The organism is Paucidesulfovibrio longus DSM 6739 (assembly GCF_000420485.1).
Lineage (GTDB): Bacteria > Desulfobacterota > Desulfovibrionia > Desulfovibrionales > Desulfovibrionaceae > Paucidesulfovibrio > Paucidesulfovibrio longus.
This window is the reverse complement of the sequence record NZ_ATVA01000013.1, coordinates 240,609-255,467: the sequence shown is the minus strand read 5'-3', so window position 1 is coordinate 255,467 and position 14,859 is coordinate 240,609. Positions and strand designations below refer to the sequence as shown.

General features: G+C 61.8%; 11 protein-coding genes. 8 read left to right on the top strand and 3 right to left on the bottom strand.

The genetic code is table 11. The annotated features are described in order from the left end of the window. Positions 1–51: 51 nt before the first annotated feature. The 7 genes from recD2 to G452_RS0108210 all read left to right on the top strand — a co-directional run bounded on the left by recD2 (position 52) and on the right by G452_RS0108210 (position 6,971). A complete protein-coding gene (gene recD2, locus G452_RS0108240) occupies positions 52–2,247 on the top strand; it encodes an SF1B family DNA helicase RecD2 (protein ID WP_022661776.1) in 2,196 nt (731 codons plus the stop codon). Positions 2,248–2,288: 41 nt separating this feature from the next. After that, entirely contained in the window at positions 2,289–2,747 is a 459-nt protein-coding gene (locus G452_RS18630; protein ID WP_022661775.1) for a DinB family protein, read from the top strand. Between the two features lie 226 nt (positions 2,748–2,973). After that, complete coding sequence (locus G452_RS0108230) at positions 2,974–3,480, top strand: ferritin (RefSeq protein ID WP_022661774.1); 507 nt, start codon at positions 2,974–2,976, stop codon at positions 3,478–3,480. A 22-nt stretch (positions 3,481–3,502) separates the two neighbouring features. After that, a complete protein-coding gene (locus tag G452_RS0108225; RefSeq protein ID WP_022661773.1) occupies positions 3,503–4,024 on the top strand; it encodes a ferritin family protein in 522 nt (173 codons plus the stop codon). A gap of 19 nt (positions 4,025–4,043) precedes the next feature. Then, positions 4,044–5,738, top strand: coding sequence for a 2-oxoacid:acceptor oxidoreductase subunit alpha (locus G452_RS0108220; RefSeq protein WP_022661772.1), 1,695 nt, complete (start codon positions 4,044–4,046; stop codon positions 5,736–5,738). Between the two features lie 18 nt (positions 5,739–5,756). After that, positions 5,757–6,608 carry a 2-oxoacid:ferredoxin oxidoreductase subunit beta gene (locus tag G452_RS0108215; RefSeq protein WP_022661771.1) on the top strand — a complete coding sequence of 284 codons (852 nt, stop codon included), beginning with the start codon at positions 5,757–5,759 and terminating at the stop codon, positions 6,606–6,608. Positions 6,609–6,623: 15 nt separating this feature from the next. Next, positions 6,624–6,971, top strand: a complete 348-nt coding sequence (locus tag G452_RS0108210; protein ID WP_022661770.1) for a DsrE family protein — start codon at positions 6,624–6,626, stop codon at positions 6,969–6,971. Between the two features lie 132 nt (positions 6,972–7,103). Here the strand turns inward: G452_RS0108210 and G452_RS18625 are convergent, their stop codons facing one another. The 3 genes from G452_RS18625 to G452_RS0108195 form a co-directional block, all read right to left on the bottom strand. Further along, entirely contained in the window at positions 7,104–9,419 is a 2,316-nt protein-coding gene (locus G452_RS18625; RefSeq protein ID WP_022661769.1) for a GGDEF domain-containing protein, read from the bottom strand. Positions 9,420–9,605: 186 nt separating this feature from the next. After that, positions 9,606–11,858, bottom strand: a complete 2,253-nt coding sequence (locus G452_RS0108200) for an acetyl-CoA carboxylase (RefSeq protein WP_022661768.1) — start codon at positions 11,856–11,858, stop codon at positions 9,606–9,608. Between the two features lie 45 nt (positions 11,859–11,903). Continuing rightward, positions 11,904–13,316 carry a biotin carboxylase N-terminal domain-containing protein gene (locus tag G452_RS0108195; RefSeq protein WP_022661767.1) on the bottom strand — a complete coding sequence of 471 codons (1,413 nt, stop codon included), beginning with the start codon at positions 13,314–13,316 and terminating at the stop codon, positions 11,904–11,906. Between the two features lie 237 nt (positions 13,317–13,553). Between G452_RS0108195 and G452_RS0108190 the strand changes: the two genes are divergently transcribed. Beyond that, entirely contained in the window at positions 13,554–14,816 is a 1,263-nt protein-coding gene (locus tag G452_RS0108190; RefSeq protein ID WP_022661766.1) for an NAD(P)/FAD-dependent oxidoreductase, read from the top strand. Positions 14,817–14,859: the final 43 nt, after the last annotated feature.

Below are 14,859 nucleotides of genomic sequence, written 5' to 3'. Positions count from 1 at the left end.
CCCCGGCCCTTTTCCTTTTCATTCTCCCAGGCCGGATGACCCGGAGATTCCATGCCCGCCACCCTCACCGCCGAAGTCCAGTCCGTCGTCTACCACAATGAGGAGAGCGGCTGGGTCGTGGCCCGCGTCCGCGCGAAGGACGAGCCCGGCATCGTTTCCATCGTCGGCACTCTCGGACGACTGACCCCGGGAGAATCCCTCGTGCTTACGGGCGAGTGGAAGACCCACCCCAAGTTCGGCCGCCAGCTGGACGTGACCTCCTTCGAGCAGGCCCGGCCCGCCACGGAAAACGGGGTCATCAAGTATCTGGCCTCGGCCGCGGTCAAGGGCATCGGCCCCAAGATCGCGGAGCAGCTCGTGAAGCGCTTCGGCGTGGGCGTGCTCGACATCCTCGACGAGGAGCCGGAGCGCCTGCTGGAGGTCAAGGGCATAAGCAAGAACAAGCTCAAGGACATCGTCGCTTCCTGGGACAAGCAGCGGGAGATCAAGAACCTGATTCTGTTCCTGCACAGCCACGGAGTGCCCCCGACCTTTGCGGGCCGCATTTTCCGCCTGCACGGCGCGCAGTCGGTGAAGCGGCTCACGGAAAACCCTTATGAGCTTGTCTACGAGATTCGCGGTGTTGGCTTTCGCACCGCGGACAGCATGGCCCTCAAGCTCGGCTTTCCTGCGGATTCGCCGCAGCGGGTGCAGGCGGCCCTGGTCTTCACTCTTTTTTCCATGAGCGAACGGGGCGGGCATCTCTTCGTGCCCCGCGACAAGTTGCTCAACGAAGCCGGGCGGCTGCTCGAAGGCGTGGATTTCGATCTCGTGGAACGGGCCATCGCCGCGCTTCAGGAAAAGAAAAAGATCCATGTCGAGGATATCCCCGGCGAGGACGAGAGCCAGGCCGTCTATCTCTGGCATTTCTACCGCTACGAACGCGAGATCGCGCAGCGGCTGCACGCGCTGCTCTCGCACCCCTCGCCCGTGAGCCGGGCCGAGGTGGAAAAGGCCCTGCCCAAGGTGGAACGGGAGCTGGGCTTCGAGCTTACCGACGAGCAGCGCGAGGCCGTGTTCGGCGCATGCGCCAACAAGGCATTCATCATCACGGGCGGACCGGGCACAGGCAAGACCACCATTACTCGCGCCGTGGTCGCCACGCTCAAGGAGCTGGGACTCAAGCCCAAGCTGGCCGCGCCCACGGGCCGGGCCGCCAAGCGCCTTTCCGAGGCCACGGGCCGGACCGCCCTGACCCTGCACCGGATGCTCCAGTTTCAGCCGGACGGCGGGTTCCAGTATTGCGAGGACAAGAAGCTCAAGGCCGACGTGATGCTCGTGGACGAGGCCTCCATGCTCGACGCGCATCTCTGCCTGTCCGTGCTGCGGGCGCTGCCCCTGACCTGCCGCCTGGTGCTCGTGGGCGACGTGAACCAGCTGCCAAGCGTGGGACCGGGCAACGTGCTCGCCGACCTCATCGACTCCGAAGTGCTGCCCTCGGCCCGGCTTTCCTACATTTTCCGGCAGGCCCAGGAAAGCTCCATCGTGACCAACGCGCACCGCATCAACGCCGGACAGTATCCGGAGGAAAGCCCCTACGCGCCGCCGCGCGCGGATTTTTTCTGGGTCCGGCAGGACGATCCCGCCCGCGTGCAGGAGCTGATCGTGGAGACGGTCTGCGAGCGCATTCCGGAGCGCTACGGCCTGGATCCCATGCGCGACGTGCAGGTGCTCACGCCCATGCACAAGGGCGAGGTGGGCACCCAGGCCCTGAACAGGCTGCTTCAGGACCGCCTCAATCCCCGGCCTGCCCTGGCGCGCGGCTGCGAGATCAAACGCGGCTTCCAGACCTTCCGCTCAGGAGACCGCGTGCTCCAGTTGCGCAACAATTACGAGAAGGAAGTCTTCAACGGCGATTTGGGCTGGATTCACGAGCTGGATGCGGAAGCCGGGGAGGTGGCCGTGGATTTCGAAGGCAACCTCGTCTATTATGAAGCCTCGGAGCTGGACGACCTGACGCTGGCGTATGCCGTGTCCGTGCACAAGTCGCAGGGCAGCGAATACCCGGCGGTCGTGGTGCCCGTGGTGACCCAGCACTACATCATGCTCCAGCGCAACCTGCTCTATACCGCGCTGACCCGCGCCCGGCGTCTGGCCGTCATGGTCGGCGGCGAAAAGGCTTTCGGCATCGGGCTGCGCAACGTGGACGCCTTCAAGCGGCATACCCGGCTGCGGACCCGGTTGCAGGATTTGTTCAATCACAATTAGGCCTTCCGCGTCATGACGGAAGGCCAGGGAGGCGTGCTGCAATGCGGATTTCCCCCCAGTGCCTGAATACGGTCGAAGAGATGTGGAAGTTGATCCAGGAGACGCCGGAGAATCTGGTGGACGTGCGCATGGCCCCGGACGCCTGGACGCTCAAGGAAATCCTGGGCCATCTGGTGGATTCCGCGGCCAACAACCATCAGCGTTTCGTACGGCTCGGCCTCGGCGATCTGCGCGATTTTCCCGGCTACGACGCCGAAACCTGGGTGGCGCTGCAAGGATATGCGGATTTCGACTGGGAAGCCCTGGCCCACCTCTGGCTGACCTACAACGAACTGATTGCCCACGTCCTGCAACGGCTCCCGGAAGAAGCCGCCGGACATCTCTGGCACGCCTGCGACGGTCCGCTTTCCCTGGAATTTCTCGCGGAGGACTACTACGCCCACATGCGGCTGCATCTGGAGCATTTCGCGCGCAGGCGGCGCGAGATCGAAGTCTGCTGATCCGCTTCGCCGCCTATTTTTCCGGAATCCCATTGCCGAGGCGCTCTCGCGCTTCGGGCGGTTTTTCTTTCCTGCACATATTGCGTCCCCGCCCCTTTCTTCCTCGCGAAAATGTGCTATGAATCAAGAGTGCTTGAGTCGCGAGCCCTGTCCGGCCGTCCGTCGGCCGCACTTTCGGACGAAGGCGCACATCCCCAAACAAAAATCAGAGCAAGCGAGGTTCATCATGCTGACGAAGAAAATGGAAGAAGCCATCAACGAACAGATCAAATGGGAATTCTACTCTTCCTATCTCTACCTTTCCATGTCTGCCTATTTCCAGGGCCTGGGGCTGCCCGGCTTTGCGACATGGATGGAGGCCCAGTACCAGGAGGAGGTCTTCCATGCCATGAAGATGTTCAAATACGTCAACGACCAGGGCGGCCGCGTCAAGCTCCAGGCCATCGACCAGCCGGAACAGGAATGGAAATCCCCGCTGGATTGCATGGAATTCTCCCTCAACCATGAGCGGCTGGTGACCAAGCGCATCAACGATCTGGCCTCCCTGGCCCAGGAGGAGAAGGACCACGCCACCTTCATCTTCCTGCAATGGTTCATTTCCGAGCAGGTCGAGGAGGAGGACACCTTCGGCGACGTGGTCAGCAAGCTCAAGCTCGTGGGCGACGGCGGCGGGCTGTTCATGCTCGACCGCGACCTGGGCACCCGCGTTTTCACCCCGCCGACCAAGGCGTAGCCTTCCAGCAAAGGAGCAGGACATGTCCGGCAAGTCGCACGAATATCTCTGCAAGGCCCTGGAACTCGCCGAGGAGGCGGGAACCTTCTTCGAGAAAACGCTTCAGGTCTGCGAGGACGGACTCGGAAAGGAGGTCTTCGGCATGCTCGCCGACCAGGGAGCACGCCAGAAGGAACTCATCGACGAAGTCTATTCCTCCTTGGAGCGCGGAGAGGACTGGGCGGGAGCGTGCAGCCTGGACGAGTCCGACAAGAACGACGTCCGCGGGGTGTTTCAGAGCCTTGCGGAAAAACATGTTCCCCAGGGCGCCTGCGCCACCGAAGTGACGGCGGCGCGGGCGGCCATGGACATGCAGGCGGCCGCAGTGGACTTCTACGACAGCTGGCTCAGCGACGCCGGTGATCCGGTTGAGAAGAAATTTGTCGAGCACATGCTCGGCGAACTGCGCATGCAGCGAGTCCTGTTGGCGGATCTGGTGGAATATTATGATGATCCCGAAGGCTGGGCAATGGCCCAGGACCATGCGGGACTCGACGGCGCATAACTTTCCGTAAGGAGGACGCATGTCCGAAACGGCAATCAACATTCTGGTCGGCGGCGAAGCCGGTCAGGGACTGGCGACCATAGGCCAGCTCATGACCAAGGCCCTGGTCCGGGCAGGATACGAAGTGTCCGTGACCCAGGACTATCAGTCGCGGATTCGCGGCGGGCACAATACGTTCGCAATCCGCACCGGGCCGGACCCGATCCACGGCCCGGAGACAGGCGTGGATATCCTGGTGGCCCTTAATCAGGAAACCGTGGACCTGCATCGCGACGCGCTCAAGGAAGGCGGCGTGGTGGTGGCCGGGGAAGGCATCGAGGCGGACGACTGCCAATGCCTGCGGGTTCCCTTCAAGAAGCTCGCTCCCAAGGCCATCTACCAGAACGTGGCCGCCCTGGGCGTGCTCGGCTCCACGCTCTGCGGCGAATTCGGCATTCTGGAAAAACTGGTCTCGCAAACCTTCGCCAAGAAGGGCGAGGAAGTGGTCAAGGCCAACCTGGCCGTGCTGCGGGACGCCTATGATTGGGTCAAGGAGCAGGACTATTCCTTCGCCTGCATGCCCCCCGCGCCCCAGGGCAACGAGGGGCGGCTGATGCTGCACGGCAACGAGGCCCTGGCTCTGGGCGCGCTGGCCGCGGGATGCAATTTCCTGTCGTTCTATCCCATGACTCCGTCCACATCCATCGCCTTGACCTTGATCGGCAAGGGCGGCGAGCTGGGGCTGGTTTCCGAGCAGGCCGAGGACGAAATTTCCGCCATCAACATGGCCCTGGGCGCTTCCTACGCCGGGGCGCGTTCCTGCGTGACCACCTCCGGCGGCGGATTCGCCCTGATGATCGAGGGGGTCAGCCTCGCGGGCATCACGGAAACGCCCATAGTGATCTTTCTCGTGCAGAGGCCCGGCCCGGCAACCGGACTGCCCACGCGCACGGAGCAGGGCGACCTGAACCTCGCGCTCTACGCCGGGCATGGAGAGTTTCCCCGAGCCTTGCTCACCCCGGGCACCGTGGAGGAATGCTTCCATCTCGCACACCTTGCGTTCGACCTGACGGAACGCTGGCAGACTCCGGTTTTCGTGCTTTCCGATCAATACCTGGCCGACAATTACCGGTCCGTGGAGCCGTTCGACCTGGACGCTCTGCCCGAAACAAGCTCGCCGCTCCTCTCGGTGGATGATCCCGCCGGGTACCGCCGCTATGCGCTTTCGGAAGACGGCGTCAGCCCGCGCCTGATTCCGGGCTACACCAAAGCCCTGGTCAAGGTGGACAGCGACGAGCACGACGAATTCGGCCACATTGAGGAAGGACCGGAAAACCGCATCGCCCAGAACGAAAAGCGGCTGGCCAAGGCCAGCGGCCTGCGGGGCGAGGTGATTCCTCCGGAGCTTTTCGGCGAGGAGAATCCCGACCTGCTTCTCGTCTGTTGGGGCTCCGGCCTGGGAGCCTGCCTGGAAGTGTCCGAAATTCTCACGGACCAGGGGAAAAAGGTCGCCACCCTGCATTTCAAGCAGGTCTGGCCGCTGCGGGAGGACCAGTTCATGCCGTTCCTCGAAGGAGCGAAAACGGTCGTGGGCGTGGAAGGCAACGCCACGGGACAATTCGCGCGGCTGCTGCGGCAGGAAACGGGATTCGTCATGGACGGCATGGTCTTGCGTTCCGACGGGTATCCCTTGAACGCGGAATACGTGCTCAAGGCTCTTGAAAGCCTGGTTTAGCGACCCGGAGGAGGATATATGGCTACTGTGGAAGATTACGGACAATTCGAAACGGCCTGGTGTCCCGGTTGCGGGAACCATTCCATTCTCAAGGCGCTGAAGACGGCCCTGGCCGAACTGGATCTGGAACCGCATCAGACCCTGTTGGTTTCGGGCATCGGACAGGCGGCCAAGATGCCGCAATATTTGAACTGCAACATGTTCAACGGGCTGCACGGCCGTTCCCTGCCGCCTGCCACCGGGGCGCGCCTGGCGAATCCCAAGGTCAAGGTGATCGCGGTCAGCGGCGACGGCTGCAACTACGGCGAAGGCGGGAACCATTTCCTGGCCGCGCTTCGCCGCAATCCGGACATCACCCTGCTGGCCCACGACAACCAGATTTACGGATTGACCAAGGGACAGGCCAGCCCGACCACGGCCCAGGGACAGAAGACCAAGGCCCAGCCCGGCGGCCAGCCTTCCGTGCCCTTCAATCCCATCGCCGTGGCCGTGGCCATGCGCGTGAGCTTTGTGGCGCGTGCCTTTTCCGGCGACGAGGAACACCTCGCGGACCTGATCGTCCAGGCTGCCCGGACGCCCGGCTTTGCCCTGGTGGACATCCTTCAGCCCTGCGTTTCCTTCAACAAGGTCAACACCTTCGGATGGTACAAGCAGCGCTGCTACAAGCTCGGCGAAGAGTACGACCCCACGGATTGGGGCGCTGCGGTGGTCAAGGCTTCGGAATTCGGAGAAAAGATTCCCGTGGGCGTGATCTGGCGGGGCGACAGGGCTCCCTTTGAGGATTTCGCTCCCGGCGGGGGCAAGCGTGCCCTGGCGGAGCACCGCGTGGACAAGGCCGCCTTGGCCGACGTGATGCAAAGCTTTGCCTAGACGGGGAGAAATGTCGTGGAAAAAATTGCGCTTTTCGCCTTCAACGGCGAGATGACCTGTTTCGTGCACGTGCTGCTCAATGCCCTGGATCTGCATCAGAAGGGGCATGAAGCGCTGATCGTGTTCGAGGGGGCGTCCGTGAAGCTGGCGCCCGAATTGAACAGGGAATCCAATCCGTTTCATGCGCTCTACGCCAGGGCCTTGCAGGCCGGGATCGTCGCGGGAGTCTGCCGCGCCTGTTCCGCCAAGCTGGGCGTGCTTGCCGAGGTGGAATCGACGGGCCTGCCCCTCTTGGACGACATGCAGGGCCATCCCTCCATGAGCCGCTACATCGAAGAAGGATTTCGGATCATCACCTTCTAGAAGCATTTGAATCGAAATGAAAAGCCCGCATGTCCAAGACATGCGGGCTTTTATCGCTTGATCGTCCCGCGCCCGGCCGAATCCTTGGGGCCAAATCCTAGGGGCCAGATCCTTGAAGTCGGATTCTTGGAGTCAGGCGCTTGGCGGCATCACCGGAGTGCTGTCCTCGTCCGCTTCCGTCCTGGTCCGGCGGTCGCGCACATAGGAGTTGCCGGGGATGGATTTGGCGTATTTCTTGATGCTTGCGGCCCGCTCGCTGATTTCCTTCAGGCTCGTCGGACCTTCGATGGCGATGATGCCGAGAGAAATGGAAACCAGGGGATAGTCGCGCTCCTGACCGTCGCGGCCCGTAGCCTTGATCCAGCCTCGGCTGCGGTCTTCCTCGCAATAGCAGTTCTGAACGAGACGCTTGAAGCAGCGCATGGTTCCGACGCAGATGCGTTTGCTTTTCCCAGGACTGGTCACGATCACGAAGTCGTCGCCGCCGATGTGGCAAAGCTTGCTGCGGGAATCGCCGTGCCTGCGCGTGGCCCAGGAGAGGATGTCCGCGGCCAGCTTGATGATCATGTCGCCGTTCTTGAATCCGTAAGTGTCGTTGTAGACCTTGAAGTTGTCCAGGTCCGCGTAGATGACGTCGAACGTTTCGCCCGATCGGATGCGGGATTCCAGTTCCTTTTCCACGGAGACGTTGCCGGGCAGGCCGGAAAGAGGATTTGTTCCCTTGGCCATTTCCACCTGCACCTGGGCCAGGGTGTTCATCAGCCGCTGCACGGTGATGGCGCCGAAAAGCCGCCCTTGGCGCGTGATGATGATGTCGTCGTAGGCTTTGAGCGGTTCGCGTTCCATGGCCATTTTCGCGGCCTGCTCCACCGGCGTCCGTTCGTCGATGATCAGCGGGAGCGGGTCCATGACGTTGGTGATGGGGCGGTTGTAGAACAGGGCCATGCCGTACTGCGTGGTCAGTTGGCGGTTGAGGTGGTACTCCATGACCAGCCCTACGGGCAATCCGTCTTCCTCGACGACGAGGTTCGAAATATGTCGATTTTCCTCAAAGAAGCTCCGGGCTTTGCAGGCCAGGAAATCCCTGCTCACGGGGTGGGGCGCTTCGGCAAGCTTTCCCACGGGGATAGAACAGGAAAATGTTTCTTTTGCGATGTCCGCAAGAGGCTTTAATTTTTGAGGATCGATTGAGAGTCCGGGTTTCGGCGCGTTGGGGCGGGCCAGGTAGAAGCCCTGCCCGAAGTGCACGTCCATGTCCACGAGGCAGGTTGCCTGGGCCTTGTTCTCGACGCCTTCCGCAATGATCCGGGAGCCGATTTTGTTCGCGAAGGAGACGAAGGTTTCGATGAGCGCTCGTTTCACCGGATCGCGGTCCACATCCATGACCAGGTTCTTGTCGATCTTGATGAAGTCGGGCCGGATTTCCGCGATGGAGGTCAGGCCGGAATAGCCCGCACCCGCGTCGTCCACGGCCACGAGAAAGCCCTGGGACCGATAATGCGCCAAGGTTCGATAAAAGAGATCGAAGTTCTGGATGCTGTGCCGTTCCGTGATCTCGAAGACGATGTTTTCAGGCGTCAGTCCCGCCTCTTCGATCTTGCGCAGCGTCTTGCCCGGCGTGAAGTTGGGATCGGCCATGGTCTTGGGATGGATGTTCAGAAACAGCTTTTGGGACTTGGCGATCTCTCCGAGGTTGGCAAGGGCTTTCTCCCGGCAGATCTCCTCCAGGGGAAAGAGCCGCTCCAGCTTTTCCGCCATTTCGAAGAGCATTACCGGAGAGCGGAACGAGGATTCCTTGGGACCGCGCGCCAGGGCTTCCCAGCCGAAGATGGTTCCGTTGTGGAAGTCCATGATCGGCTGGTAGTGCATGGTGATGTCGCGCTGTTCGATGATTTCGCGGAACTTGTGCGCCAGTTCGAGCTGGCTGATGACGATCTGCGAATGGGCCGCGCTGCGGGCCTCGTTCACGGCGTGCAGAAAGGCGTTTACGGGTTTGGTGCCGTTGTTCAGCTTGAGTCTTGCGAATCCGATGCCCAGTTCCACTTCGCGGCCCGTGCGTTGGAGCATGAGCTGCATGAGGTCGTTCTGGGCCTTGAGCTTGATGGCGTAGGTGATGTCCGCGAGCTGCTGCATGAGGTGTTCCGAGTCGGGCCAAAGGAGCAGCAATTCGCCCGGATTGCTTTGCAGCAGAACAGTCTTGGGATTCCCGACCTCTTCGCGCGCGGCGTTGACGATGCTTGATCCGAGCCGATCTTCCAGCTGGGCGACAAGCGTCTGGCCGTAGAGGTTGGTGAGCAGGTAGTGGTCCTGGATCGAAAAGACGAGGACCACCCAGCGGTCGGAGCAGCGGATTGCATCGAGGAGATTGCGTTCGGACGCGATCAGGCATTGAGAGTTATGCTCTTCGCCGTGCGGAGAACATCCGGAGCGAAGGAGGGCTCGCAGCATAGTTGGTTCCTGTGGGCCGGCAGGACCGGCCTATGGATTACGCGGTTTGGGACCGATGAAATTCTTACCTCCCGGCTGGTTGCGGGGTGTTACGGGGGCGTGTCGGTTTCGTGTATTTTCCCAGAAAAAAGGGCGCGGACCGCATGTCGGCGGTCCGCGCCCGGAATGGGCGTTTCAAGGGCGGGATCAGCGGTAGTAGAGGTTGCGTCCGCCGATGGTCAGGAAGGCCTGGTGGAGATTCTTGCGGATCTCCTTGCGGTCCCAGACGTCCTGGATGTGTCCGCGCGTCAGCGCCTTGAAGCAGTTGTGGTAGTCCGGCGGAATGTCCAGTCCGGTGGTTTCCTTGATGACTCCGGGGCCGGCGAAGCCGATGCGCGAAGAGCGCACCGCGTACTGGTAGGGCGAGCAGCCCAGGAACGAGGCCAGCGGTCCGGCGTACGAATTGGTGTCGTAGAGCACGATGTAGAGCCCGCCCGCTTCGATGTACTGGCGGACCGCCATGGTGACGCGGGGCATCTGGATCAGCCCGTTGACGCCTTCCTGGATGCGTATGCCGGCAGTGCCGTGAATGTAGGCCAGGAAGGGCTGATGCTTCTTGCGGGCGATTTCCAGGGCGCGGACGAATTTTTCGCCCTCGGCCGCTCCCACGGAGCCGCCGCGGAAATCGGCGACGAGCATGGCGCAGGTCAGGCGGATGCCCATGAGCGAAGCGTTGAAGGTCATGCTCGCGCTTTGCAGCCCGGTCTTGTCCTTGGCCTTCTGGACGCGGTCCTCGAAGTTGGGAAAGCCCGTCGGGTTGCCGGAGGCGATGTTGCGGTTGAACTCCTGGATGGAGTCCTTGTCGAAGATGTTCGCCAGATACCACTGGTATTCCATGCGGAAGTGGTGGCCGCAGTTGGGGCAGGTTCCGGCGAAGTCGTCGAAGAGGTCGCGCGCCCAGATGTCCAGGCAGCCGTTTTTCGCCGCGTTGGGACAGGAGATTTCCCGGTCCACGCGGGCCTGGGGGCTGACGTAGCGGGCCAGGGCCTCGCTTCCGTTCGGCTCGGCAGGGCGGCTCAGGTTGGTCAGCTCGTTGACTTTTTTCCCGGCGCTGTTGCCGTTCAGGCCCAGAAGCCGAGCTGCGGCGATGCGCACCTGGTTCATCCGGCTTGCAACGGCATGCAGTTCGTCCGTGGCCTCGGAGGTGACGTTCTTGATGCTTTTGCCCACGCCGCGCAGCAGCCTGTAGCGGATCAGGGACTGGGCCGTGTCCATGAAGCTCTTGTTGGCCATGAACAGCCGCTGGAAGAGAGAGCGGTTGTCCTGGTAGGCATGCTTGGACAGGACGAGATACTTGTTGCGGCGTTTGCGGATCAGCCTCGCGCGCGCGCGGCGGCTGAGGTGCCAGCGCACGAAGATCTTCTCCACGTCGGAGGGATCGTCGCTGCGCCATTTCATGGCCAGCTTGCGCAAGAAGCGCAGGCTGCGCACGGAAAGCGCGACCTTGTCCGTCGCCCGGATGACTTCGCCGCGCAGTCGCTTGAAGAAGTCGAAGTGCTCCGGCCGCGCTCCGAGGGGCGGCTCCTGCACGATCACGTCGATGTAGCCGTTCTTGCGGTTGTCCTGGGCCGTGATGCGCTGGTGCAGGGCGCATTTTTCGATCATCTCCGGCGTATTGCGCTCTCCGGCCTTGATGCGGCCTTCGATGGCGGCAGCGCCTTCGGGGGAAATGACGGAATAGTAGCCGTGGGAGAACATCAGCCGCCGGTCGGCCATGCCGATGGCTTCGGCGCCGCCGGATCCGCCTTCGGAAAAGACGGCCACGATGGGCACGGACAGGCCGCACATCTCGTAGATGTTCTCGGCGATCTGCTGGGCCGCGCCGGGGTAGTCCTCGATGGGATACGAACCGGGCGTGAACACGTAGGTGTGGATCGGGATGTTTTCCTGGGCGGCGACCTTCATGTATTTCAATGCGTTCGCGTTGCCCCAGGGCTTGATGGAACCGCCGTTGCGAAACTCCTGGCCATGGCCTTTTTCCTGGCCGACGACCATGACGGGCTGGTTGTAGACCTTCTTGCCCACCCTGCGGGTGATGTAGGCCCTGGCGATGACCATGCCCGGATCGATGCTGTTTTCGTCCCGTCCGCCGATCTCGTTGTAGTTGTCGTAGACGTTCTCAAGGATGTCCTTGAGGCAGACGCGCTCGGAGTGGCGCACGATGCGGACCTTGTCCATGGCGGTCAATTCGCGGTCGATGCTTTCCTCAAGCACCTGGAGGCGCTGTTCGTGCGCGTCAAGGGTGGCCATGAGCCGTTCGTCGCCGCAGGTGTCGCCCAGCTCGAATTCCGAGAGTTTTTCAAGGAAGGCGTCGAGCCGGGGATTGCGCTTTTCGCCGAGGATGTCCTGGGCGTATTTGACGCGCTGCCGCAGCTCTTCGAGTTTCTTTTCGATATCCATACAATACCTTTTGTTCTCCTCGAAAAGGGAAACTGAAATTCAGGATCAGAATTTCAGGAGGGCCGTGTTTTTCTCACGCAGGAAGTCGAGGTTGGATTTCAGCTCCAGCCCGGACGCGTCTCTGCCTTCGAGAGTGATGCCGTCCAGGGCGACCACGCCGCGGGCCTTTGCTTCTTCCAGATCCTTGCCCCAGACGATGGCGAGAGCCAGGTTCGGGTCGTATTCCGTGGGAATCTGGTACGCCCGGTCCGTGGGGACGTGGGAGTGCATGGTCAGCCAGGGAGCGTCCTTGTAGTCGAATGTTTCGATTTTTCCGGCCCAGGGCTGGAAGCGGTTTGCCGTGTCCTCGGCGATGATCCTGTACTCGATGCTCACGCCCTCGAAGCTCACGTCGCTCTGAGTGTAGCCCATGGGCTCGCCCAACGCGAGGCGGATCTGTTCGCGCAGGAGGTTCACGCCGTTCTTGCCCTTGATGCGGGCTATGGCGGCGGACACGCCGTTCTCGACCTGTATGCGAGTATTCACTTCCATCAAGAAGGGATCGCCTTTCGGGGTGACAATCCATTCCCATGTTCCCACGTTGTCGTAGTTGATGGCCTCGGCCATGCGCAGGGAATAGGCGGTGATGTCGTCGATGACCTTTTGGGCGTCGAAGGCGTAGGTGATGCCCGAGGGATAGAAGCCGGGAGCGGTCTCGATGCGCTTCTGGCGTCCGGGACTCTGCACAGAGCAGTTCCGGGTGCCGAAGGTCACGTGGCGCTTGCCGGAACGCTCGGAAACGAGCTGCACTTCCAGGTGGTTGAAGTCGAAGATGCGCTGCTCGATGAGCACGCCCTCGTCGTTGAACTGGCGCAACGAATAGTTGCGGATGCGACGGTAGATCTGGCGAAAGCGGTCCATGTCCGGCACTTCGTCGATGCCCATGCCGCCGCCGCCCGCCGAAGCCTTGACGAGGACCACGGGGCAGGAAATGCCCTGGCTTTCCTGAAAGGCGAAGAGGCTCTCGGCGATTTCCTCGGCTTCCAGCTCGTCATAGATCGCCCGGTCGGAGCCGGGAACCGTGGGCACGTTCAGGCTGCGTGCCAGTCGTTTGGTGTTGATCTTGTCGCCCAGGTCGCGGATCACCCACCAGGAGGGACCGATGAAGACCATGGGGCGTTCGCGCTGCACGACGCGGCGCGCGAAACGGTAGTTCTCCGAGAAGAATCCGTAGCCGGGGTGCACAGCCGTGGCTCCGGAAGCGTCGGCCACGCTGAAGAGTTCGCCCGCGTCATTGTAGGAGCTGATGCGGTACAGGCATTCTTCGCCGCCGAGGCGCCGGGCCGTTTCCACATGCCCGGAAGCTTCGTCCTCGACCGTGTGCACGGCGACGAAGTCGTGACCGAGGTCACGGCAGGCTTCCATAATGCGAATGGCGATCTCGCCGCGGTTGGCGATAAGGACTTTGTGTTTGTTCACGGTGGTAAGTCTCCAGGACAGGATTCACGAGAGGGCCAAGGCATATCGTTTCTTTTGCAGAGATGCAAGCGCACGCTCCTCCACGTATTTGATTGTATACGCCATGCCTTGGCGGTCCACAAGGGGGCAGGAAATGGAGTGGATTTTTTTGCGAAAAATGGGTATGTGTCTCTCTCGAACTGTCGTCCTGACAGGGCTTGTTTCCAATCTTGTCAAACAGCTCTCCGGAGGAAAATAATGGAATATGTGATTGTCGGCAACGGCGTTTCCGCCATCGGAGCCATCGAAGGCATACGCAGCAGGGACCAGGAAGGGAAAATCATCGTGGTCAGCGACGAGGCCGTTCCTACTTACGGGCGTCCCCTGATATCCTATTATCTCGCCGACAAGATCAAGCTGGAGACCATGCCCTTCCGTCCCGAAGAATGGTACAGACGCAACAAGATCGAGATGAAGCTCGCCTCCAGGGTGGTCAAGGTGGACCGGGAGGCGAAAAAGATCGTGCTTCAGTCCGGAGAGAACCTGCCCTACGACAAGCTCCTGCTGGCCACCGGCGGAACGCCTGTCACGCCCGGCATCATGGGCGTGGACGGCGAGGGCGTCTACAACTTCACCACCATCAGCCACGCCGAGCAGCTCCGCGAAATCGTGGACAAGGTCAAGAGCGTCGCCGTCATCGGGGCAGGGCTCATCGCGCTCAAGGCCGCCGAGGGCTTTGCGGAAAAAGGCGTTCCCGTGAGCATGATCGTTCGCTCGCGCATCATGCGCGCATATTTCGACGAGGCCGCCAGCGACATGGTCGTCCGCCACCTCGAAAAGCACGGCCTGTCCTTCAAGCAGCAGGCCAATACCCGCGCCATCGTCCGGCGCGACGACGGCAGCGTCGAAGGCGTGGACACGGACAAGGGCTTCGTGCCCGCCGACGTGGTCGTGGTCGCGGCGGGCGTCAAGCCCAACAAGGCCCTGGCCGAGTCCGCCGGGCTGAAGGTCAACAACGGCATCGTGGTGGACGACACGCTCTGCACCACGGACAAGGACATCTTCGCCGCGGGCGACGTGGCCGAGGCCCTGGACATCCTCACCGGCGAATACACCGTCCGGCCCATCTGGCCCAACGCCTATACCCAGGGACGCTACGCGGGCATGAACATGGCGGGCGAGGAGGACCATTACTCCGGCGGGCTGTCCATGAACTCCATCACCTATTACGGCCTGCCCACCGTGGCCGTCGGCAACTCGAACCCGGAAATCGAATCCGGGCTGGAGATCCACAGCCAGATCGACACGGAAAAGTCCGTGTACCGCAAGGTCGTTTTCGAGGGCGACGTGCTCGTCGGCTGCATCCTCATCGGCGAGATCGACCATGCCGGGCTGTACACCAGCTTCATCAAGAACAAGTTCCGCCTCGAGCCCGTGGCCAAGCAGGCCATCATCGACGGTGATCCCAATCCGGTGCATTGGCCGGAAGAATACATTCAGCAGATGCAGAACACCCCGTAACCCGGGGGAGTGACCGCATCGCCGGGTCGAATCGCAGGCCCGC